Origin of the sequence: Soonwooa sp., assembly GCF_030151385.1 — a bacterium.
In the GTDB taxonomy this organism is placed as follows: domain Bacteria; phylum Bacteroidota; class Bacteroidia; order Flavobacteriales; family Weeksellaceae; genus Soonwooa.
This window is the reverse complement of sequence record NZ_JASLDS010000053.1, coordinates 113,857-135,532: the sequence shown is the minus strand read 5'-3', so window position 1 is coordinate 135,532 and position 21,676 is coordinate 113,857. Positions and strand designations below refer to the sequence as shown.

The 21,676-nt window shown below is 35.1% G+C and carries 24 protein-coding genes; 13 read left to right on the top strand and 11 right to left on the bottom strand.

The genetic code is table 11. The features are described from left to right. Positions 1-126 precede the first annotated feature (126 nt). Genes Q1V95_RS10690 through Q1V95_RS10670 form a run of 5 tightly spaced genes read right to left on the bottom strand, consistent with a single transcriptional unit; the run spans position 127 to position 3,381 of the window. The gene (locus Q1V95_RS10690) at positions 127-873 is read right to left on the bottom strand and encodes a LytTR family DNA-binding domain-containing protein (protein WP_300673587.1); all 747 of its coding nucleotides are present in this window, start codon (positions 871-873) and stop codon (positions 127-129) included. Between the two features lie 8 nt (positions 874-881). Continuing rightward, positions 882-1,451 (bottom strand): isoprenylcysteine carboxylmethyltransferase family protein, encoded by a 570-nt coding sequence (locus tag Q1V95_RS10685; protein ID WP_300673584.1) that lies wholly within the window; start codon positions 1,449-1,451, stop codon positions 882-884. Positions 1,452-1,462: 11 nt separating this feature from the next. Then, positions 1,463-1,771 carry a 2TM domain-containing protein gene (locus tag Q1V95_RS10680; RefSeq protein WP_300673581.1) on the bottom strand — a complete coding sequence of 103 codons (309 nt, stop codon included), beginning with the start codon at positions 1,769-1,771 and terminating at the stop codon, positions 1,463-1,465. Continuing rightward, entirely contained in the window at positions 1,761-2,048 is a 288-nt protein-coding gene (locus Q1V95_RS10675; protein WP_300673578.1) for a 2TM domain-containing protein, read from the bottom strand. The genes Q1V95_RS10680 and Q1V95_RS10675 overlap by 11 nt, the downstream gene beginning before the upstream one ends. 7 nt (positions 2,049-2,055) lie before the next feature. After that, positions 2,056-3,381, bottom strand: coding sequence for a 2TM domain-containing protein (locus tag Q1V95_RS10670; RefSeq protein WP_300673575.1), 1,326 nt, complete (start codon positions 3,379-3,381; stop codon positions 2,056-2,058). Between the two features lie 178 nt (positions 3,382-3,559). On the opposite strand from Q1V95_RS10670, the gene Q1V95_RS10665 reads away from it, so the two are divergent. The 4 genes from Q1V95_RS10665 to Q1V95_RS10650 all read left to right on the top strand — a co-directional run bounded on the left by Q1V95_RS10665 (position 3,560) and on the right by Q1V95_RS10650 (position 6,649). Further along, the gene (locus Q1V95_RS10665; protein WP_300673572.1) at positions 3,560-3,757 is read left to right on the top strand and encodes a hypothetical protein; all 198 of its coding nucleotides are present in this window, start codon (positions 3,560-3,562) and stop codon (positions 3,755-3,757) included. A gap of 169 nt (positions 3,758-3,926) precedes the next feature. Beyond that, positions 3,927-4,967 carry a PA0069 family radical SAM protein gene (locus Q1V95_RS10660; protein WP_300673569.1) on the top strand — a complete coding sequence of 347 codons (1,041 nt, stop codon included), beginning with the start codon at positions 3,927-3,929 and terminating at the stop codon, positions 4,965-4,967. Positions 4,968-5,000: 33 nt separating this feature from the next. Further along, positions 5,001-5,759: an amidohydrolase gene (locus Q1V95_RS10655; RefSeq protein ID WP_300673566.1), complete on the top strand. Its 759-nt coding sequence runs from the start codon at positions 5,001-5,003 to the stop codon at positions 5,757-5,759. 38 nt (positions 5,760-5,797) lie between these two features. Then, positions 5,798-6,649 (top strand): hypothetical protein, encoded by an 852-nt coding sequence (locus Q1V95_RS10650; RefSeq protein ID WP_300673564.1) that lies wholly within the window; start codon positions 5,798-5,800, stop codon positions 6,647-6,649. A 94-nt stretch (positions 6,650-6,743) separates the two neighbouring features. Here Q1V95_RS10650 and Q1V95_RS10645 read toward each other — a convergent pair whose 3' ends face one another. The 4 genes from Q1V95_RS10645 to Q1V95_RS10630 form a co-directional block, all read right to left on the bottom strand. Beyond that, positions 6,744-7,043 (bottom strand): thioredoxin family protein, encoded by a 300-nt coding sequence (locus Q1V95_RS10645; protein WP_300673561.1) that lies wholly within the window; start codon positions 7,041-7,043, stop codon positions 6,744-6,746. Positions 7,044-7,069: 26 nt separating this feature from the next. Further along, positions 7,070-7,450, bottom strand: a complete 381-nt coding sequence (locus Q1V95_RS10640; RefSeq protein ID WP_300673559.1) for a rhodanese-like domain-containing protein — start codon at positions 7,448-7,450, stop codon at positions 7,070-7,072. A gap of 1 nt (position 7,451) precedes the next feature. After that, positions 7,452-8,861 carry an MBL fold metallo-hydrolase gene (locus tag Q1V95_RS10635; protein WP_300673558.1) on the bottom strand — a complete coding sequence of 470 codons (1,410 nt, stop codon included), beginning with the start codon at positions 8,859-8,861 and terminating at the stop codon, positions 7,452-7,454. A 120-nt stretch (positions 8,862-8,981) separates the two neighbouring features. Beyond that, entirely contained in the window at positions 8,982-9,425 is a 444-nt protein-coding gene (locus Q1V95_RS10630; protein ID WP_300673555.1) for a hypothetical protein, read from the bottom strand. Positions 9,426-9,566: 141 nt separating this feature from the next. Here Q1V95_RS10630 and Q1V95_RS10625 point away from each other — a divergent pair, with 141 nt between their 5' ends. The 4 genes from Q1V95_RS10625 to Q1V95_RS10610 all read left to right on the top strand — a co-directional run bounded on the left by Q1V95_RS10625 (position 9,567) and on the right by Q1V95_RS10610 (position 14,161). Then, positions 9,567-11,093 carry a helicase HerA-like domain-containing protein gene (locus Q1V95_RS10625; protein WP_300673553.1) on the top strand — a complete coding sequence of 509 codons (1,527 nt, stop codon included), beginning with the start codon at positions 9,567-9,569 and terminating at the stop codon, positions 11,091-11,093. Between the two features lie 26 nt (positions 11,094-11,119). Beyond that, complete coding sequence (locus Q1V95_RS10620) at positions 11,120-12,346, top strand: 3'-5' exonuclease (RefSeq protein WP_300673551.1); 1,227 nt, start codon at positions 11,120-11,122, stop codon at positions 12,344-12,346. Between the two features lie 102 nt (positions 12,347-12,448). After that, the gene (gene lysA / locus Q1V95_RS10615; protein WP_300673549.1) at positions 12,449-13,648 is read left to right on the top strand and encodes a diaminopimelate decarboxylase; all 1,200 of its coding nucleotides are present in this window, start codon (positions 12,449-12,451) and stop codon (positions 13,646-13,648) included. Positions 13,649-13,657: 9 nt separating this feature from the next. Further along, positions 13,658-14,161: a hypothetical protein gene (locus tag Q1V95_RS10610; RefSeq protein ID WP_300673546.1), complete on the top strand. Its 504-nt coding sequence runs from the start codon at positions 13,658-13,660 to the stop codon at positions 14,159-14,161. 25 nt (positions 14,162-14,186) lie between these two features. On the opposite strand, the gene Q1V95_RS10605 is transcribed toward Q1V95_RS10610, so the two are convergent. Further along, complete coding sequence (locus Q1V95_RS10605; RefSeq protein WP_300673544.1) at positions 14,187-14,873, bottom strand: class I SAM-dependent methyltransferase; 687 nt, start codon at positions 14,871-14,873, stop codon at positions 14,187-14,189. A gap of 109 nt (positions 14,874-14,982) precedes the next feature. Between Q1V95_RS10605 and Q1V95_RS10600 the strand changes: the two genes are divergently transcribed. The 4 genes from Q1V95_RS10600 to tsaB all read left to right on the top strand — a co-directional run bounded on the left by Q1V95_RS10600 (position 14,983) and on the right by tsaB (position 17,527). Then, the gene (locus Q1V95_RS10600) at positions 14,983-15,732 is read left to right on the top strand and encodes an SDR family NAD(P)-dependent oxidoreductase (RefSeq protein ID WP_300673541.1); all 750 of its coding nucleotides are present in this window, start codon (positions 14,983-14,985) and stop codon (positions 15,730-15,732) included. Positions 15,733-15,809: 77 nt separating this feature from the next. After that, positions 15,810-16,163, top strand: a complete 354-nt coding sequence (locus tag Q1V95_RS10595) for a nuclear transport factor 2 family protein (RefSeq protein WP_300673538.1) — start codon at positions 15,810-15,812, stop codon at positions 16,161-16,163. A gap of 21 nt (positions 16,164-16,184) precedes the next feature. Next, entirely contained in the window at positions 16,185-16,820 is a 636-nt protein-coding gene (locus tag Q1V95_RS10590; protein ID WP_300673536.1) for a hypothetical protein, read from the top strand. Positions 16,821-16,840: 20 nt separating this feature from the next. Beyond that, positions 16,841-17,527 carry a tRNA (adenosine(37)-N6)-threonylcarbamoyltransferase complex dimerization subunit type 1 TsaB gene (tsaB, locus tag Q1V95_RS10585; protein ID WP_300673533.1) on the top strand — a complete coding sequence of 229 codons (687 nt, stop codon included), beginning with the start codon at positions 16,841-16,843 and terminating at the stop codon, positions 17,525-17,527. Positions 17,528-17,575: 48 nt separating this feature from the next. On the opposite strand, the gene Q1V95_RS10580 is transcribed toward tsaB, so the two are convergent. Further along, positions 17,576-19,369, bottom strand: a complete 1,794-nt coding sequence (locus tag Q1V95_RS10580) for a T9SS type A sorting domain-containing protein (RefSeq protein WP_300673532.1) — start codon at positions 19,367-19,369, stop codon at positions 17,576-17,578. 297 nt (positions 19,370-19,666) lie between these two features. Between Q1V95_RS10580 and uvrB the strand changes: the two genes are divergently transcribed. Further along, positions 19,667-21,658, top strand: a complete 1,992-nt coding sequence (gene uvrB / locus Q1V95_RS10575) for an excinuclease ABC subunit UvrB (protein ID WP_300673529.1) — start codon at positions 19,667-19,669, stop codon at positions 21,656-21,658. Positions 21,659-21,676 lie beyond the last annotated feature (18 nt).

The window sequence follows — 21,676 nt, the reverse complement described above, 5'->3', positions numbered from 1 at the left end:
GCTTTCTCGGATAATGAGAAAGCTTTTTTTATAATTAAGTGCATAATCCTCTTATCATAATTTTTTTAGCACAAAGAGAGCAAAAACTTTTGCCATTGTACTCATTTAAAATAAATATAAAAAACCTTAGCTCGATAACCAGTCTTTAAAATCTTTGACACGGTCGCGACTTACCGTAATCTCTTCGTCTGGCTGATAATCTAATTCGACTTTGTAGGTTGGCGATGTGTGAATGTTTTTTATAAATTTTGAATGAATAATATACTGGCGATTAACGCGGAAAAAATCCTTTTCGTCCAAAACATTTTCTAACTCGTCTAAAGTAAAATCGGTAGGGAAACTTCGTTCGGAAGTTTGTAAGTACACGATTTTGTTTTCGCTAAAAAAACAGCTGATTTCGTTAGTCTGGACAATCTTGAGATTGTAACCAATTTTAACCAAAATCCGAGAAAGCGTAGATTTGTCTTTCTTTAATATCTGTTTGATTTCCTGCGAATTAACAAAACCATCTTCTGGCAGAAATGACTTAAATTTCTCAACAGCTTTCGTCAAATCTTCTTCCATAATTGGCTTTAGAAGATAATCTATACTATTTAATTTAAAAGCTTTAAGTGTATATTGGTCAAAAGCCGTTGTATAAATGATAAAGGCTTTGGTCGCTACTTTTTCGAAAATATCAAATGACAATCCATCTCCCAAAACAATATCAGAAAATATCAATTGTGGATGTTCATTTTCGTTAAACCAAGCCACAGCTTCTTCCACAGAGTTGAGCGTTGCAACCAATTCTAAATCAGAATAGTTAGCTAACATTCTTTCCAACTTTCTTGCTGCTGGTTTTTCGTCTTCAATAATAATGGTTTTAATACTCATAATTTTATTTAGTAAATAAACGGAATCATCTTCTTGGTATGCGAACGATAATCTTCATAAGCTTTTCCAAATTGCTCTACCAAAGCTTTTTCTTCAACAAAAATACGATAAGAAAAAGCGATAAAAGGCGGAATAAAAGCAATCGCCAACGACACCCAATTATTAAGCGCCAATCCTAAACCCAAAAAAGTCAACATCGAAAATGCATAAGATGGATGTCTTACATAAGTATAAAATCCATCTGATTTTATCTTGTGATTAGCGACAATACTAACATCCACTGTGAAGTATTTCCCTAAGTTTTTAATAATGATAACGCGCATAACAATACCAATTGTGAGGAACAAAATCCCAATCCATGATAACCAAATACCAGACACAATTGGACAACTTATATAATACGAAAGTGTTATGGACAACCAAATCGAAATTGGGATAACAACCCACAAAATCAAAAATGAATAGCCATCTTTTCCTTTTTTATCTTGCTTTCCTGATCGCAAGCTTATCGCGTAATATATTTCTGTTAGCAACCAAGCCAACATCAAGACGTAGAAGCAAATATTAAAGATTCCCATTGTTTTAGTTTTTAAAATTTAGATTTTTCTTTATCCATTAATTCACGAATTTTGCGTTCTTCCCAGTTTCTAGAAAACATAAAACTTGGTACAAAAACTGACATCGCATGGGCAATGATGCCCAATCCCCAAAATACTGGTGTCGCCCAAAGTTGCCAAGACCAAATGCTGGCACCAGCTGGAAGCTCTCTATAATTCATCACAAACAAAAAAATATTGACTGCGATGTACACACAAAGATGTGTATAAAAACCTTTCAGCGCTCTAACGCGTTTTGCAGCAACTTGATACTGAATACTTTGTTTATCATTAGTATCCATGATTTTCTTTTTTAAGTTCTTTTTTTAACATGTCTTTTTCCCAATCGGCGTTTAGAAGAAATAATTTAATAGCGCGAACCGCTATAATAATTGCCCAAACAACAATGATAAACGATTTACCAAGGTTAATTTCAAAATTTCCAGTTTTTTGAAAATGCCAAAAAACAATGGCCATTGACACCACTATAAAAATAGCTAGACTTGTGTAGAATTTTTTTATGTCTTTAACGCGTTCTGCAGCAATTTCGAATGCTACTTTTTCTTTAATATTTTCCATGACTATTCTAATTTCGATTTTCTTTTTCCATAAATTCTTTAATCTTGCGATCTTCCCAGTTTTTTCCGATCGCAAAAACGTTCATTGCATGAGCAAGTAAGCCAATTCCCCAGCCCAACATCGGCCAATAGAACCAAAGTTCTTTAGGACTTGTCAATAGATTGATGATGACTAGAAAAGGAATTACAATACAGTAAGAAATTAGATTTCCGTAGAATCCCTTTAATTCTTTTACTCTTTTGGCTGCTTTTTCATAAGCAAGGCCTTCGTTATTTGTGCTTGTTTTATACATTGTATTAATATTTTGAGGTTCGGTTAACATTGGTATTTTGACTTTAAAGTAGTCTTCAGATTTTTCTATAAACACATTTTCTTTTGTTAAAAGCGAATAACGCTGGACAATATTAGACAATCCGATGCCGTCTCGATCTTTTGGAAGCTCTCTGGTTTGCAAATTATTTTCGATACACAAAAACCCATTTTCGGTATAGATTTTCATAATCAAAGGTTTTGACGAAGTCGCGAAATTATGTTTGATACAGTTTTCTAAAAGTAATTGCAAAGACAGCGGCACCACTTTTAATTGATAATCTTCTTTCGGAACATTGAATTGAAACTCTACACTATCTTCGAATCTTGTTTCCAACAGCTCGGCATATGTTTTTGCAAAACTTAATTCGTCTTCAACGCTTACCAGTTCTTTGTCTTTTTGGTCTAAAACATAGCGATAAATTTTCGACATCGACAAGGTAAATTTCTGCGCCTGCTCTTGGTTTTCATCAATTAAAGCACTTAGTACATTAAGAGAATTAAACAAAAAATGCGGATCCAATTGATTTTTAAGACTTTCAAATTGAGCGTTGGCAGATTTTGCAATTATCTTTTGCTCGACAACTTCCTTGCGTGTTGTTCTTTTGAGAACATCCATAAAGCTTTTTGCATGAAGAAATGCCGAAATCATCAAGGCAAAATTGATCATAAACCAATTCGCAAAAGTATATTTAGAAGAAAAAATGTCAGCCCAAGTTGCTGTTTTTTGGATGATGACAAAATTAATCCCGTTACATAAGTAAGTCAAAAAGACATTAAGCAAAATAGTCGCAACAACACCTATTATCGTACGCGTTCTGGTCTGGTCAACCCAAGAATACTTTTTGTTAAGAATATCATTAAGCAGACCATTTGGCATACCCATCAAGAAAGTATACATCACCGAAATACTCATACTCAACAAAAAAGAATGCAAACTTTTCTCCCCAGAAAAAAAGATGTAGAAAAACAACCCTGCAAAAAAGGAAATTGAAATATAAGTTTTAAAGCTTTTGAGGTTCATTATCTTGATTTATACAACAAATTTATAGGAAGCTTTTATAAATTCTAAAAAAAACTTACCGAATTGTCAATTTAGGTCACCGAATCGTTTTCTAGTTTTAATAAAGATTAACAGTCGTTAGTTAATTTTAGACCGAGAAAGGAATAAAATTTGTATCTTAACCTTCAAATAACATCTTATGAACAAAAATGTAGAAGTATTACTAGCAAGCGCTTTGGGACTGTTTGCAATTGTTGGCGCATTGGCTGTGAGAAAGGTTTTAAAAGACAAATCATATTCTTCGGATTATACCGACACGCATAGACTTTTCTCGAAAAAGAATAAAAATCAATTTGTAGAACACGGAGATGGCATCGAGATTAACGCTTTAATGTAAAATATTTCAGCATATATAGATATAGCCAGCTTCCAAAAAGCTGGCTTTTTTTGTGGAAAACTTTAAGTTAAAACCTATTATTATGTCACAAATGTCTAATAATTTTACAAAAGTTCTACTTCCAAAAAAAATGAATTTTCATTAATTATAAAACGCTGCTTCAACAAAAATGTCATCCCAAGCTCCCAAAGGCCAAGCGGCACAACGCAATGTCAACAACAGATTCGACCGTTACACCTACGAGCCGGAAGAGGAAGATTTGGAATTAATGAAAACGCAAATCATCGAAGTATTTCCAAAAACAATTCTCAACGAAGTCAAAAGTCCTGACTTAAGAATGGATTACTCTATGAATCCTTATCAAGGTTGCGAGCACGGCTGTTCTTATTGCTTTGCTCGACCAACCCACGAATTTTGGGGATACAGCGCAGGAATTGATTTTGAACGAAAAATCATGGTTAAAAAAAATGCACCCGAACTTCTGGAAAAAACCTTTCAGAAGAAAAACTACATTCCAAAACCGATAATGCTTTCTGGAAACACAGATTGTTATCAGCCGATTGAACGCCAGTTCGAAATCACAAGAAAACTTTTGGAGGTCTGTCGCGATTATCGTCATCCTGTTGGCATCATCACAAAAAATGCTTTGGTGCTTCGCGATTTAGACATTCTAAAAGAGATGGCGGAGAAAAATTTGGTTTCGGTGTCGTTGAGCATCACAACGCTTAATGAAGAATTGCGTCGCGTTATGGAACCACGAACCTCATCTTCAAAAAATAAGTTAAAAGCCATCGAAATACTTTCCCAAAACGGAATTCCTGTCAATGTTATGGTTGCACCTGTTATTCCAGCTTTGACAAGTGATGAGACTTTATCTATTCTAAAATCCGTGTCACATGCTGGCGCCAACAGTTTTGGCTACACTTTGGTTAGGTTAAATGATACGGTTGAGCCTGTTTTTGTGGATTGGCTAGCTGCACATTTCCCTGACCGAAAAGACAAAGTCCTCAACCTCATCAGAAATATGCGTGGTGGAAAACTTGGAGAAAAACGATATTTTGAACGCTACAAAGGCGAAGGCAACATCGCCGAAATGATTCATAAAACTTTTGAAATTGGCAAAAAGAAATTCTTTGCAGGTAAGGAACGTGCCATACTTTCAACCGAAAATTTTACAGGTAGCCGAACACAGCAACTTCGTTTATTTTAAACAAAATCCTTAACTTTAAGCAAGAATTTTTTTATGTCAAAACTTAAAATTGTCGGTCTTAACCTCGACATCGTTTGGAAAAATAAACCCGAAAATTACAAGAATATTGAAGCAGCTTTAGCTAACATTGAAGCAGATATTTTTCTTTTACCCGAAATGTTTTCGACAGGTTTTTGTATGGACGCTGAAGAAATCGCAGACCGCAACAACGAAACACTTTCTTGGATGCAAAACTTTGCAAAACAACGCAATACAGTCGTTGCTGGAAGTGTTTCTATAAGTGAAAATGAAAAATTCCACAACCGTTTTTACTTTGTAAAACCTGACGGAAGTTTTGAGTTTTACGACAAAAAACATTTATTTTCTTATTCTGGAGAAGACAAAATTTATACTTCAGGTAATCAACGAAAAGTTATTGAATACAAAGGTTTTAAAATTCTTTTGCAAGTTTGTTATGATTTGAGATTCCCTGTTTTCCAAAGAAATCTGGGCGATTATGATATAATTTTAAATGTTGCAAACTGGCCAAACACTCGCGTCGAAGCATGGAAAACTTTGTTAAAAGCACGTGCTATCGAAAATCAAGCTTTTGTTTTTGGTTTAAATAGAATCGGAACGGATGGCAACAATCTTAATTACGAGGAAAGTACTTTGGCTTTGTTTGCTGATGGAACCGAGATTTCGACAAGACAAAATAATCTAGTTAGCGCCGAATTTGATTTGGATGAATTACAAAAATTCCGTGACAGATTCCCGTTCTTAAAAGATGCTGATAAATTTGAATTAAAATAGTAAACTATCACTAATTTGAATATTAGCAGCATACAAACATGAACAATAGTACACCAAGTTTTGAGTATAAAAAAGGAATTCTAAACAGCGGCTTCAGTCTCCTATTTTTAGCCCTTGTTATGATTCCCGTAGTCCTTTTCCGACATGGCTTTTTAGATTTGACCTACATTTCACTGGTAACCTTTTTCTGTGGAAGCCTAGTTTACTTTGCAATTTGGAATATTTACAAAATACAATTTATTGGAAACACAACAGAATACACAAATGTATTCGGCAAAAAATCTATAATTCCAAACGATAAAATTTTTTATTCAGAAACATATTTCATCAGAGAAAAATCTTATTTTAATAAAGATAAACAAACATTAAAGCTAGAAATCAAATTTCCGCGAAATAGAATAATTTTATATAAAGATGAAGATCCCAATTATGATCTCATCATAAATTTTTGTAAAGAACATTATTCAAAATTCTACGTAGATTCTTTCGATTATAAAAGTCTTATAATACCTGTAATTCTTGGAGGTATTGGAATTTACTTATTTACTTTTACACAAGAATGTACTAAACAAAAAAACCTTGACGACTTAAGTGAAATTAAAAAATTTGGATATGTAAAAATAACTGGGACATACAAAGATTATGAAACAATTGGAAAAGGAAATACGAATATTTGGTTTCATTTATATGAATTTCCCAAATTTGATTTTTCTCCAATAGATTTCTCTGAAGATAAATCAAGATATTATAATCTGAATTCCAGCGGAGAAAAAGTAGTTTTTTATATTTCGCCAAACGAATACAAGAAAAAAATCATAAAAACAGTCCCATTAAAATTCTATGATAGATACTTTCTTTACAACGAAATAAAGGTTTATAAAACTGAGTAATAGTATGAGACGACATTATTGAACAAAAATCAATAGAGCATCATAAAATCCTTACCAAATAAAAAAATCCGGAAACATTATCCGGATTTTATCTTTATTGAAACTGCTTTAGAAGTGCCGTTAATCTGTTAACATCGTGGACGCCACTTTCCTTGTATAGCATTTCTCCTTTTTTGAAAATTGCTAAAGTCGGCACACCACGAACACCATATTGATTAGCCAAAGCTGGATATTGATCCACGTCAACTTTTATAATTCTGGCACCTTCACCAATATTTTCTTTTACTGTTGTCAACACCGAAGATTGAACTTTACAAGGTTGACACCAAGTCGCAAAAAAATCGATAAGAACAGGTCTTTCAGAATCAATAATTTCTTGAAATTTTTGAGACATTTTATTTTTAATTAATTGTTAATAAATTATTTAGATTTACTTTCTTCTTGAATCGCTTTAACATTCTTCCAACTCGTCCCAGAATATACATTTTTAATTCCGCGCTTGTTAAGAAGTTCTTTTGCAGAGGCTGCTTGTTTCCCAGTATTACAGAAAACAACAATTTTATCTTTAGATTTTAAATTCTCAACCTGAGATTCCAAATCTTTTAAAGGAATATTAACCGTATTATCTGCACTTCCTTCTGCATATTGCTCTGGAACTCTAACATCGATTAATGTAACTTCGGGCGAATTAACCACCGATCTCATATCAACTTGTTGTTGCGACACATTTGCATTAGACACTGAATGGCAAGATGTTAAACCAAAACCAACCAGCATCAACATCATCATTTTATTCTTCATCCTAAAGTGTTTTCGACTGACAAACAAAATCTGTTGTCTCTACTTTTTCTGTTTTTTTAATTCCATTAAAACCGCCTTCAACTTCAGTAAAGTTTCTGATACCTCGCGCATTGAAAATACTTGCTGCAATCATACTTCTATAACCGCCAGCACAATGCAAAAAGAAATGTTCGGTATCATTAATAGCATCTACCCATTCGCTGATTTCTGCAAGTGGTCTGTGGTAGGCATCGTTAATATGTTCAGCAGAATACTCTCCTATTTTTCTAACGTCAATGACTTTATCTCCTACTTTAAAAGTATCAGCAAATTCTTGTGGCGAAATTCTTTTAACCTCATCAATTTCTTTACCTGCATTTTTCCAAGCTTCGAAACTTCCATCCAGATAACCCAAAACATTGTCAAATCCAACGCGACTCAATCTCGTAATAACCTCTTCTTCTGTGCCTGCATCGCTTACCAAAATAATAGGCTGTTTTACATCCACAATCATTGCACCTACCCAAGGAGCAAAATCACCTTTCACACCAATATTAATTGAGTTTGGAATAAAACCTTTATGGAAATCCGCTGCACCACGAGTATCCAAAATCAAAGCATCCGTGTTTTCGGCAATCGTTTCGAAATCTTCAACAGACAGTGGATTCTTCCCTTTTTTCATAACATCGTCAAAAGATGCATAACCGCTTTTATTCATCGCGACGTTCATCCCAAAATATTTTGGTGGTGCCGAAAGTCCATCCAAAACTTCAGTTATAAAACTTTCTTTATCTGGTTGATTAAGTGCATAATTACTTCTTTTTTGATTGCCTAAAGTGTCAACGGTTTCCTTTTGCATATTCTTTCCACAAGCCGAACCTGCACCATGTGCTGGATAAACTGTGATATCATCTGCAAGCGGCATAATCTTCGTTTGCAAACTGTCATATAACAAACCAGCCAACTCTTCTTGCGTCATACTTGCAGCTTTTTGAGCCAAATCTGGACGACCAACATCTCCCAAAAACAAAGTATCTCCAGAGAAAATTGCCGTTTCCTTTCCATTTTCATCAATCAAAAGATAGGTTGTACTTTCCATGGTGTGGCCTGGCGTGTGAAGTGCTTTTATTTTGACTTTTCCGATTTCAAATATTTGTCCATCCGTTGCAATAATAGCTTCAAACTCTGGTTTTGCGGTTGGTCCATAAACGATTGGCGCACCCGTTTTTTGACTCAAATCCAAATGTCCAGACACAAAATCTGCGTGGAAATGGGTCTCAAAAATATATTTTAGTTTAACATCATCTTTTTCTAGTCGTGCTATATAAGGCGACACCTCACGAAGAGGATCAATAATTGCGGCTTCGTTTTCCGAAACAATATAATAAGCGCCTTGTGCTAAGCAACCGGTATAAATTTGTTCTACCTTCATATTTTCAGTTGTAAAATTTCTAATCGTCGTGCTGCAAAAATCGTTCTTTAAACTTTAAAAATGTTAAAAATCAGGAATTGCAACAATTGATGTTGTCTATTTGAAATTAAAAGAACGCTTCTAAAGAATCTCCTTTATCGTATAAGATTGATTACCAAGCTCTACCTTATCTCCAATTTTCTTGTCTTCGATATTTTTATAAGCTGGCGCATCTGTTGAAAAACTAATGACAGATTGCTTGTCAAATTCAAATTTCGGGACAGAAAGTCCGACAAACACAATAACATTGTCCAAAACGACTAGGCTTCCTTTCTCAATTTCGGTGTGTGACAAATCTCTTTCGACCACCAAAAAACTCATTTCATCTTGGGCTTTATTTAGAAGTTGCTCAAAGCGAAGTTGCATATCTTTTGCCTGAACTTGTTGGGATAAATCGTCTGGGTCAATTGTACTGTCCTCTTCCAAGTCGGAAGCAGTCTCGTAACGGTTTACGGAATATTTTAAATTATCAATCACTTTTTGTTGCTCATCGATAATGGCATCCATTACTGCTATTCTGTTCATATCTAATTCTTTTGGTATTTAACAAATTTACTAAAAATTGCAATCAAAAACTTATCATTTGCTTTATTGGACAATAATCACTTAACTTGTCACTTTTCTAAGAAATTATTTACCTTTATCTTTTTATTTAAAATCAAAAAAATGGTGGACAAAGCAAAATTTATTGAAGAACTAAACTCCAGATATAGCCCAAAAGGCGAACACATTATTTTGGGAAAAGCCATGTTGGATGGTGAAGTAATACCTGAAGTTAATGTGACTATCCCATTGAAAACCATCAATAGACATGGTCTAATTGCTGGTGCAACAGGAACTGGAAAAACAAAAACGCTTCAAGTTTTTGCTGAACAATTATCACATGCTGGTGTTCCGTCTTTGGTACTCGATATTAAAGGCGACTTCTCAGGAATTGCTGAAGCTGGAACGCGAAATGCCATTATCGACGAGCGCTATAGTAAGACACAATTGCCTTACGAACCGCAAGCTTTTCCTGTAGAATTGATGACAATTTCTGGAGAAAAAGGGGTTAAACTTCGTGCAACCGTAACCGAGTTTGGACCTGTTTTGCTAAGTAAAATTTTAGGATTAAATGATACGCAGCAAAGTATTATGTCCATCGTTTTCAAATACTGCGATGATAAAGGTTTACCATTAATTGATCTAGATGATCTTAAAAAAGTTCTGCAATATGTAACCGACAACAAAGATGGCAAAGCAGAATTGGCAGCAAGCTACGGATCGATTGCGCCAGCTTCTTTAGGAGCAATCTTGCGTTCTATTGTAGCTTTGGAGCAACAAGGTGCAACTGCATTTTTTGGAGAACCAAGTTTTGACGTTCATGATTTGTTGCAAACGAGAGACGGAAAAGGCGTTGTTAATATTTTGCGTGTTGCAAATATCCAAAATCAGCCACAGTTGTTTTCGACATTTATGCTTTCGCTATTTGCTGAAATCTATATGACATTCCCAGAAGAGGGTGACAGTGGAAGGCCGAAGTTGGTTTTATTTATTGACGAAGCGCATTTGATTTTCAATGAAGCTTCCAAGACGCTTTTATCTCAAATTGAAACGATGGTAAAATTAATCCGTTCCAAAGGTGTTGGGATTTATTTTATCACACAAATTCCTGGTGATGTTCCAGAAAACGTATTGTCTCAATTGGGTTTAAAAATTCAACATGCATTAAGAGGTTTCACAGCGAAAGATAAAAAGGAAATTACAAAAGCTGTCGAAAACTATCCAACAACAGAATATTACAATGCTGCCAATTTGATTCAGAATTTGGGAATTGGCGAGGCTTTTGTAACAGCCTTAGACGAAAAAGGTATTCCGACGCCGTTGGTACAAACATATTTAATTTCGCCAGAATCGAGAATGGATGTATTAAGCGACGCTGAAGTTTCGGAATTGACGAGCAAATCTGCAATGGTCGCTAAATATGACCAAAGCATCAATAAAGAATCGGCGTTCGAAATTTTGAGCCAAAGAATGAACCAAGCTGTAGAAACAGCACAACCAACACAAAAAACAAAACCTGTAAAAGAAGAGCCTGGCATGTTCGAAACTGTTATGAAATCGAGTGCAGGGCGTACTTTCGCCAATACCTTAATGCGAGAAGGCGCAAAAGCCATTCTTGGGATGTTAGGACTTGGTGGACGCAAAAGATAAAAAAGTTTGAGAGAACACAAATGTAGATGTATTCTGTAGTAGACATAGAAAGTAACGGCGGTCCTTACCGCAAAGAAAATATTATTGAAATCGCAATTTACCGTTACGACGGACATGAGATTGTTGACCAGTTTATCTCTTTGGTAAATCCAGAAGCAGATATAACTTCCTTTGTACAAAAGCTAACGGGCATATCACCGAATATGGTGAAAACGGCGCCGAAGTTTCACGAGATTGCAAAGCGCATTGTCGAAATAACGCAAGATTCGACTTTGGTTGGACATAACATTGAGTTCGACTATCGCATGTTGCGTCAATCTTTCAAAAGGCTTGGTTACGATTTCAAAATCAACACTTTAGATACAATTCCGTTAGCTAAAAAATTAATTCCTGGTGAGGCGAGTTACTCTCTTGGGAAGCTTTGCAAATCTATTGGCATACCGTTATCAGAAGCACACCGTGCAAGTGGTGACGCAAGAGCAACTTTAGACTTACTTAAATTATTGATTACCAAAGACAAAGACCACGAAATAATCGAGTCACAGTTTGAAGAAAGTAAAGCTCAAAATTATGTCAACAAAATAAAAGAGTTAACAGAAGACTTGCCAGCAGATCGTGGCATTATTTATTTCCAAAACAAAGAAGGCAAAATTATTTTTTATGACTTTGTAGATAACATTTACAAAGCAGCTAAAAAGGTTTTTAATTCTAATGCAAAAAAACTAAAGCTTATCCAGACTGAAGTTGAGCAAATTCACTACGAATTAACTGGTAATGAAGTGATTGCACAACTTATTATGAAAACAAAAAATCTAAGTAAGGTTCAGAAACTAAATTTTGGATTGTTTTCCAAAAACGGAAAATACAGCGTCGAAAAATTTAACAAAGAAACAGAACCCAAACCTTTTTTAAAATTCAAAAGCTATACGCAAGGTCTCAAAGCTTTAAGCTTTATTAAAAAACAAGAATCGCTGCATGATGTGATTAACTTAACAAAGAAAATCAATTTCAAATCGCGCAACGAAATCTGGACATCGAAAGGCAGACAACTTGGCGAACGCGTATTTATATTGTTCGAAAAAGGAAAACTAAAAGGATTTGGTTTCTACGAATTGTACCATCAAATCCAAACGATGGACAAAATTAACAAGTTAATAATTCCGGTTTCGACTGTGTCGCCTTATCTTAAAAATGAGTTACAATTATCACTTTTACGTGGCGATTTCGAAATTCAGGCGCTACCCGAAAAATAATTTTAGATCTAAGCATTAGATTTCTAGGACATTTCAGTATTTATATCTAAAAAATACCGAGATTTGCATGTTTATTTTTTCAAAAAAATTTAGTTTAATCCAATGACCAATCAAGATTTATTAAAAATTGCTGATGAGTTCGGTACACCTGTGTATGTGTACGATGTAGAATCGATAAAAGTGCAGTATGAAAAGTTGACTGGTTCTTTCTCGAAGAACACACGATTTTTCTACGCTGCCAAGGCTTTGACCAATATCAATATCTTGAAATACGTTGAGAAACAGGGTGCTAATCTCGATTGTGTTTCGATCAACGAGGTCAAACTTGGGTTAAAAGCTGGTTTTTCATCCGACCGAATTCTCTTCACGCCAAACTGTGTGGACATCACAGAAATCGAAGAAGCAATGAGCTTTAACGTACACATCAATATCGATAACATTTCGATTTTGGAACAATTCGGTAACAAACATGGTGGCAGCTACCCTATTTTTATCAGAATTAATCCGCACATTTTCGCTGGTGGAAATTATAAAATTTCGACCGGACATATCGACAGCAAGTTTGGAATTTCAATTCACCAAATGCGCCACATCGAACGTATCGTAAAGTCTACCAACATTAATGTAGAAGGTTTGCACATGCATACTGGTAGCGAGATTAAAGATCCAGATGTGTTCCTACAAGGGCTAGAAATTATGTTCACTTTAGCAGATAATTTCCCAAATCTAAAATACATCGATATGGGAAGCGGTTTCAAAGTGCCTTTCCAAGATGGCGATCTAGAAACGGATGTTAAATCTCTAGGAAAAAAAGTTGACAAAGCGATGAAAGACTATACCAAAGAAACAGGAAAAGAATTCCAACTTTGGTTTGAGCCAGGAAAATATTTAGTAAGTCAAAGTGGTCATTTTTTGGTAAAATCAAATGTTATTAAACAAACGACAGCAACGGTTTTTGTTGGTGTTAACTCTGGTTTCAATCATTTGATACGTCCAATGTTCTACGATGCTTACCATAAAATCGAAAATCTTTCTAATCCAAACGGACCAGAAAGAATCTATACCGTTGTCGGAAACATCTGTGAGACAGACACTTTCGCTTGGGATAGAAAACTTCACGAGGTGAGAGAAGGCGATGTTTTAGTGTTTAGAAATGCTGGTGCTTATGGTTTCGAAATGAGCTCTAACTTTAATTCTAGATTAAAACCTGCCGAAGTAATGTTCTTAGATGGAAAAGCCACATTGATAAGAAAACGTGAAGAATTTGAAGATTTATTAAAAAATCAAATAGAAGTTTTATAAATTAGATACATGAAACAAATAGCTTTAATTTTTACGCTTTTCACATCGATGGCTTTTGCACAAGCCGATGTAGAAGAGCAACAAGATAGTTCTGTAAGCTTGGAAGTAGCGCGAAATGTGATGGTATATGACATCCGTGGCGTTTTCCAAATTGCTGATAAAACTTGCGCCGTAGACCAAGGTCATACTTTCACTTCTGTAAAATATGCAGCAGGCGAAGAGCAGCTTAGAACTGATCTTAAGAAAAGAATCAATAAATATCTCAATATGGATGCTTATGCTCCAGATGGTAATTTCTACATCGATTTAACAATCAATCGACAAGGTGAAATTAGCAAGATACAGCCAGGTCCTAGTATTCCGAACACACGTTATTTTTATCAAGATCTCGAATCAGCGATAAAAAAATTGAATACAAAATGGATTCCTGCAACGTGCGATTCTAATCCTATTGAATCCAAAGTTAGAGTCAAACTATTATTCGACTCTGTATCAATGGACGTTCCCCAATAATATAAAAAGCTCGGTTATCCGAGCTTTATTTTTTTAGTTCTACCAAATATTGATAATGATTATCTTCAAAAAGAACTTTCATCTTCCAACCCAATTCTTCGGTAACTTCTCGCAATTTATCTTGGTCAATGTATAACCATTTGAAGAAATCTGTTTTAAGATTTTTATAAGAATAAGCACATTCCACTTCACCATAATAGCGTTCTGGCAAAATATCATGCTCGTACATATAGATGGTATCAGAGGAATCAAAAACCAATCTTCCATCCTCATTAAGAAGTTCTTCAGCCTTTTTTAAAAATGTTTTTAAATTTTCAATTGTTCCGCAAAGTCCAATACCATTCATTAACAGTAAAATCGTATCGTATTTTTCCTCTGAATTAAATTTAAAAAAGTCAGCACAAATCACATCTTTCACACCACGAGATTCCATGACTTCGCACGCCGCTGGCGAAATTTCCAAAGCCGAAACTTCGTGACCTTTCACTTGCAAAGCCAAAGCATGAGAACCAGCACCAGCACCAACATCCAAAACGCGTCCTACACAATGATCTAACGCCACATCTTCCAATTCTGGCATTTCCACCTCATCACGAAAATACATCGAAATCGGCATTTCTACTTTTGGTCCAAATTGGTCATGAACATAAAGCTTTGATTTTAATTTTTTCTCGTAAAAATCTTTAATCGCTAATCCTGGTAAATCTGTCATTTTTCTAAACTTGAATCTGTAAAATTAAACATTCGCACCGAAATTAATCCTCGAAAAGCCATTTTAAAACTTAAAAATGAAATAGCTTTGTGTAGAAATAAAATTCTAAATGAAAACGACACTTATAACAGGCGCAACATCAGGAATTGGAAAAGCGACTGCTTACCTATTAGCACAACAAAATCATAGACTTATCCTTTGTGGACGCAATGAAGAAGTTTTGGAAACCATAAAAAATGAGCTTTCCAAAGAAACAGAAGTTTGGACTTTAAAATTTGATGTTCGCGATCGCAATCAGGTTGAAACTGCTTTTGCAAATCTTCCCGACGATTTTAAAAACATTGATATTCTCATCAATAATGCTGGAAACGCACATGGACTAGAAAGCTTGGCAGAAGGCTCTGTTGACGATTGGGATGCGATGATGGACGGCAATGTTAAAGGTTTGCTTTATGTTTCGAAACAAGTAATTCCACAGATGAAAGCCCGAAATTCAGGCCACATTGTTAATATTTCGTCGGTTGCGGCAAGACAGACTTATGCCAATGGTGTTGTCTATTGTGCAAGCAAAAAAGCCGTTGATGTTATTTCTGAAGGAATGCGCATCGAATTAACGGAATTCGGAATTAAAGTCACCAACATCCAACCAGGCGCCGTGGAAACTGATTTTTCGAAAGTTCGTTTCAAAGGTGATGAAGATAGAGCAGCAACAGTCTATGCTGGTTATGAAGCTCTAAAAGCGGAAGATATTGCTGATGCAATTTCATATTGTGTTAATGCGCCAGACCGCGTTTCGATTGCTGATCTTTGCATCTATCCAAAAGCGCAAGCCGAACCAAGAATGATTTACAAAAAGTAATGATTTGCAAATATTTAAGCTTTGTTATTTTAATATTTAATTTAAGTTTATTTTCGTCACAAAATTTTGACAAAGCTTTGGAAACTCAAGTCAAAACTTTAGACAGTTTGATGCAAACCAATAATCCTAACATTCTTAATTTGCTTACAAAAGATGTTAGTTTTGGACATTCTAATGGATGGATTCAAAATATTGATGATTTTAAAAAAGATATTCTTTCTAAAAAAGTCGACTACAAATTGGTAACACAAACCGCTTTAAAAGAATTTAAAATTTATAAAAAGACAGCTTCTATTCGTAGAATTATCCATGTTGTTGGAACTTACAAAAGTTATGATTTTGCAATGAATTTATCGGTTTTAGAAATTTGGATTAAAAAAGCAGGCCACTGGAAATTGTGGTCGCGACAAAGTATCGAATTAAAAAACTAATTTTGACGAAGAATTTACACAATGACATTCGAACAAGACTTTAAAGATGCTCTTAGTAATATTCCTGATAAAGAAAAGGATAAATTGATACTAAGGCTTTTAAAAAAAGATATTATTCTGGCAAAGCGACTTCAATACGAATTGTTGAGCGAAGAATCTGTTGAAGATAAAAGAAATCAACTACAAGCGATTCTTGATAAAAAAATTGAAAGTGCTATCAAACATTTTAAATCACCTAGCTACCTTTCGATGGATGTTCGATATATGAGTGGGATGATTACTGAGCATGTCAAAATTACAAAAGACAAGTTTGGCGATATTTGGCTCAACCTTTATATGTTAACAAAACTTGTCCCAAATCTGGAAGAACAATTTGCATATTTCTCAAGAAGACAAGGCGAAAAGTTTTATATTCCAGCTTTGGCAAGAATTTTTAAAATTTTAATGGGCATTGTAAAATTACATGAGGATGACCAATATGAGTTTCGCGAGAATTTGAAAATTCTTGGAAGCGGTATTGGCAACAATGACCACTTTATAACGACTGCAATATATAACGGGCTAGACATCAATTGGCTGACCCAAAACAACATCCCCGAAAACATTGTCGACATCCACAAAGAGATTAAAAACAACGGCTTTCTAAGGCTTAGTTAAACAATCAAGTATTTAAGAAAATGAAAATTTTACATATCGAAACCTCTTCCAAAAATTGTTCTGTTGCTATTTCTGATAGCGAAAATTTATTGTGTCTTTGTGAGGAAGTTTCCGAAAATTACAAACAATCCGAAAGCCTCCACACTTTTGTAGAATGGGCTTTGGAAGGTGCAGAAATCGAATTAAAAGACCTCGATGCAGTTTGCCTTGGCAAAGGTCCTGGCTCATATACAGGTTTACGAATTGGCGCTGCTTCGGCAAAAGGTTTTTGTTTTGGATTAAACCTTCCCTTGCTTGCAATTAATTCTTTAGATAGTATGGTTGAAAAATTTGTTAATCAAGGTTTTGACAAAATAATTCCGTTAATTGATGCGCGCAGAATGGAAGTTTACACGGCAACTTATGATGGAAAAACTGGCAACGAGATTTCTGCAACCAAAGCTTTGGTGTTGGATGAAAACTCATTTCAAAATTTAAAAGATGAGAAAGTTTTGTTTGTTGGTGATGGAGCAACAAAAGCACAAGACATTCTCAATCTTCCAAATGCCAGTTTTGATGCTACTATCTATCCATCGGCTCAATATCTAATCAAAAAAGCGGTGGAAAAATTTAATAATAAAGACTTTGAAGATGTTGCTTATTTTGAACCATTTTATCTAAAAGATTTTCATGGTGTCAAAAGAGCCGATCGCATAAAAAAATCCTGAGCCAAGACTCAGGATTTTGTTTTTATTTGTACAAGTACTATTTTTTTATTATTGTTTAATAACTTTAAGTGTTTGTGCCTGTCCTTCTCCTAGATCAACTTTCAGAAGATAGGTTCCTGGCGCTAATTGCGACACATTCAGTTTATTATCTTTAAGCTGAGATTTAGAAGATACGATTTGACCAGCAGCATTATACACTACAACTTGCTTGATCTCTTTTTTAGTATTAAAATTAACAACATCCTTAACTGGATTTGGATAGAAAGTTAATCGATCTGTTTTAACCTCAGAAGTTGCCAAAACTGAACATTCGATACCATATACCAACTCTTGTGGAATTGTAATCCACATACCAGGAGCAGGACTAATCGCCATATTAGCTCCAAGATTTTTAGGTCCTGTAACCTGCCAACCACCTGTATTAGAATCTACAGACATCCAGTAAGTTTTGTTGGCATCTAAAGCCATCGGAGTATCAAAGCCTAAAACATAATTGTATACGTCTTTTCCATCAGCATTTCCTACCAATGTTTTTCCTTTGATGGAAGCTGTTAAAGATTTTAACTCCGTACCAGGAACATTATTTCCTGCATTGCTATATAGTTTAACAGTAAATACTGGAGCAACATCATCAGTTTTATAAACATTAATATTAACGCCGTAAGCTGTAAAACCTACATTTCCAACTGGAATATCGAAAGCTGATTTAGTTCCTCCAAACTCCGCAGATCCTCCAAAGTTGCTATCGGTCACTTTTTGATCGGCACAAGAAAGCGAAGTTGGTAACTTAACCAAAAACGGAACATATTCGTGGTTGGCATTATAAGCATTACCACTAATCATTTTACCATCGTTAGAAATTCCTGTTGGGAAAAGAAGATTCAGTCCTTTTCGGTCTAAGCCCAAATTATCGACATAAGTATTTAACGGAACCCTTCCTGAAGTTTGTGTCCAGATAAAACCTTCATTAGGCAGGCCAACATTTTGTATAGCTTGTTGGCTACCAACAATTACACTACCATCATGGTTAATGGCGTTTGCGAAACCAACATAACCATCTTGAGCTTCAGGATGAGGGATAACAACAAGGCCAGTCTCTGCACTCCATTTCCATGCATTATTATTATACTTCCCTCCAATGATCCATTTTCCATCAGAAGAAATACCTTCTGCGTCAGGAATATTTTCGCCGTTTTGATCTTTTAAGAATACTTCTTGACCATTTTTCCAATAGACAGCATTCCAATCACCAAATTCACTTTCCTGAAATCCAACTATAATACTGCCATCAGCACTAATATCGTTTGCACGGGTATTTCTATCAGGAACTGCAGTTCCCAGATCTTTTAATCCACCAGCTTCACTCCATACAAAGGCATGATAATCGATATTAGTAGTCCAGCCTCCTCCAACAATATACTTTCCATCTTGAGACATAGCGTATGGTGATGTTGTATTACCATCTACCACTTTTCCCATACTACCAACAAATTTCCACTGATTGGTACTTGGTTTGTACAAAGCAGCTTCTCCACTTCCAGTTTGTGGATTAGTTGCAAAAAGTGTGAACACTGATCCGTCTGCTGATAAGGATGGATTTCCAGGTACTAAAGTGTTATTTGTAATATCATTTATCGATACTAGACCAGCTTGCTCTGTCCAAGTGTAGTTGGCTTTTTCCGTTTTTAATAGAACAAGACCATCATTATTTACCTTAGAGGCATAGGTTACTGGACCAGTATTAGCTCTTGGAATTTCAAACACTTGTGCACTGGATAAACCTCCCATTAATGTGAAGCCTATCATCGAAAGTTTTAAATTTCGTAAATAAAGTTTTTTCATAAATAAATTTTGTTTTAATCAAAGGTATAATATATTGCAAATAGTAATAAAAAAAATCAATACTTTAACATTTAACATAATAAAAAGCAGTTGCAATAATAAAACAATCTCTTTATTAAAAATTTAACAAATGATAAAAAAGTAAAAAATAGAATTAAATAAACAAGCATCTAATATTGTACTTAAAAATCTAAATACAGAAATCAACTAAAGCGCGACAAAATCCAATTAAAAGCTTTCAAAAAACTTATTTCTAAATAATGTCCAAACAAAAATTGCTTTTCGTAATTTTGATGTATGAATTTTAAACTTCAATCTGAATATCAACCGACTGGTGATCAGCCTCAAGCTATCGAAAAATTGGTAGAAGGTCTACAAATTGGCGAAAAATATCAAACCTTATTAGGCGTAACTGGTTCTGGTAAAACCTTTACGATTGCCAATGTCGTTAACCAAATCCAGCGACCAACCATTGTTTTGGCACATAACAAAACTTTGGCGGCACAGCTATTTATGGAGTTTAAGGAATTTTTTCCAGATAATGCTGTCGAGTATTTTGTCAGTTATTACGACTACTATCAACCTGAAGCTTATATCGCATCAACAGGAACTTATATCGAAAAAGACCTCAGCATTAACGAAGAAGTTGAAAAGTTGAGACTTTCAGCCACCGCTTCCCTACTTTCGGGACGTCGCGATGTTTTGATTGTCGCTTCGGTGTCGTGTATCTATGGTATCGGAAATCCAACCGAATTCCATAAGTCTTTGATTAGCATTGAGAAAAACGAAAAAATATCAAGAACGAAACTTCTTCATTCTTTGGTGAATGCATTGTATTCTCGTGCATTAAATGATTTCCAAAGAGGAACTTTCCGTGTTAAAGGTGATGTTGTTGACATTTTTCCTGCCTATGCGGACAATGCCGTTAGGATTCAGTTTTTCGGAGACGAAATTGAAAAAATCCAAAGTTTTGACCCTGTAAGTGGAAATGTAGAAGCGAATTTTGACCAAATTAATATCTATCCTGCTAACCTGTTTGTTACTTCGCCAGAAACCATGCAAGGTGCCATTCGAGAGATACAGGATGATTTGGTAAAGCAAGTTGACTTTTTTAATTCTGTTGAAAAACCTTTGGAAGCAAAACGTTTGCAAGAGCGTACAGAACTGGATTTAGAAATGATAAAAGAACTAGGTTACTGCTCAGGTATCGAAAACTACTCTCGATATATGGATGGCAGAACGCCAGGATCTCGACCTTTCTGTCTTTTAGACTATTTTCCAAAAGACTTTTTGATGGTTATTGATGAGAGTCACGTAACAATTCCTCAAGTTCACGCGATGTACGGCGGTGACCGAAGTCGTAAAGAATCTTTAGTGGAATTCGGATTCCGCCTGCCAGCCGCAATGGATAACCGGCCTTTAAAATTTCCTGAGTTTGAACATATGCAAAATCAGGTTATTTATGTGTCAGCAACTCCTGCAGATTACGAATTGGAAAAAACGGGTGGCGAATATATTGAGCAAATCATCCGTCCTACTGGACTTTTGGATCCTATAATTGAAGTAAGACCTAGTCTCAATCAGATTGATGACTTAATTGAAGAAATCCAGAAAAGGTCAGAAGTTGACGAACGAACTTTGGTAACAACTTTAACAAAAAAAATGGCAGAAGAACTTACCAAATATTTCACAAAGTTCGGAATAAGAACACGTTACATCCACTCTGATGTAGAAACACTTGAACGTATCCAGATTATGCAAGATTTGCGTTTGGGACTTTTCGACGTTTTGATTGGTGTTAACCTACTAAGAGAAGGTTTGGATTTACCAGAAGTATCGTTGGTTGCTATTCTTGACGCTGATAAAGAAGGCATGTTGAGAAGCCGTCGATCGATGATACAAACTGTTGGTCGTGCTGCAAGAAATATTAATGGTAAAGCCATCATGTATGCCGACAAAATGACAAAATCGATGCAAGCTACAATTGATGAAACTTTCTATCGACGCGAAAAACAAATCCGTTACAACGAAATAAATGGTCTTGTACCAACTGCTCTAAACAAAAAAATTAGTGAAAATCTTGTTGGTCGAAGCAAAGATTTCCCTGACGACAAATACACTCAAAAATCTATATTACAAGAAGTTGCAGAAGTCAAAGCCACTTATGCGAATGAAGATATTCAGAAATTAATTGAGCAAAAACAAAAAGAAATGGAAGATGCTGCTAAGAAATTAGACTTTATTGCAGCAGCCAAATTGCGTGACGAAATCGCAGCCTTGAAAGCATAAAAAAAGCTCCATTTTGGA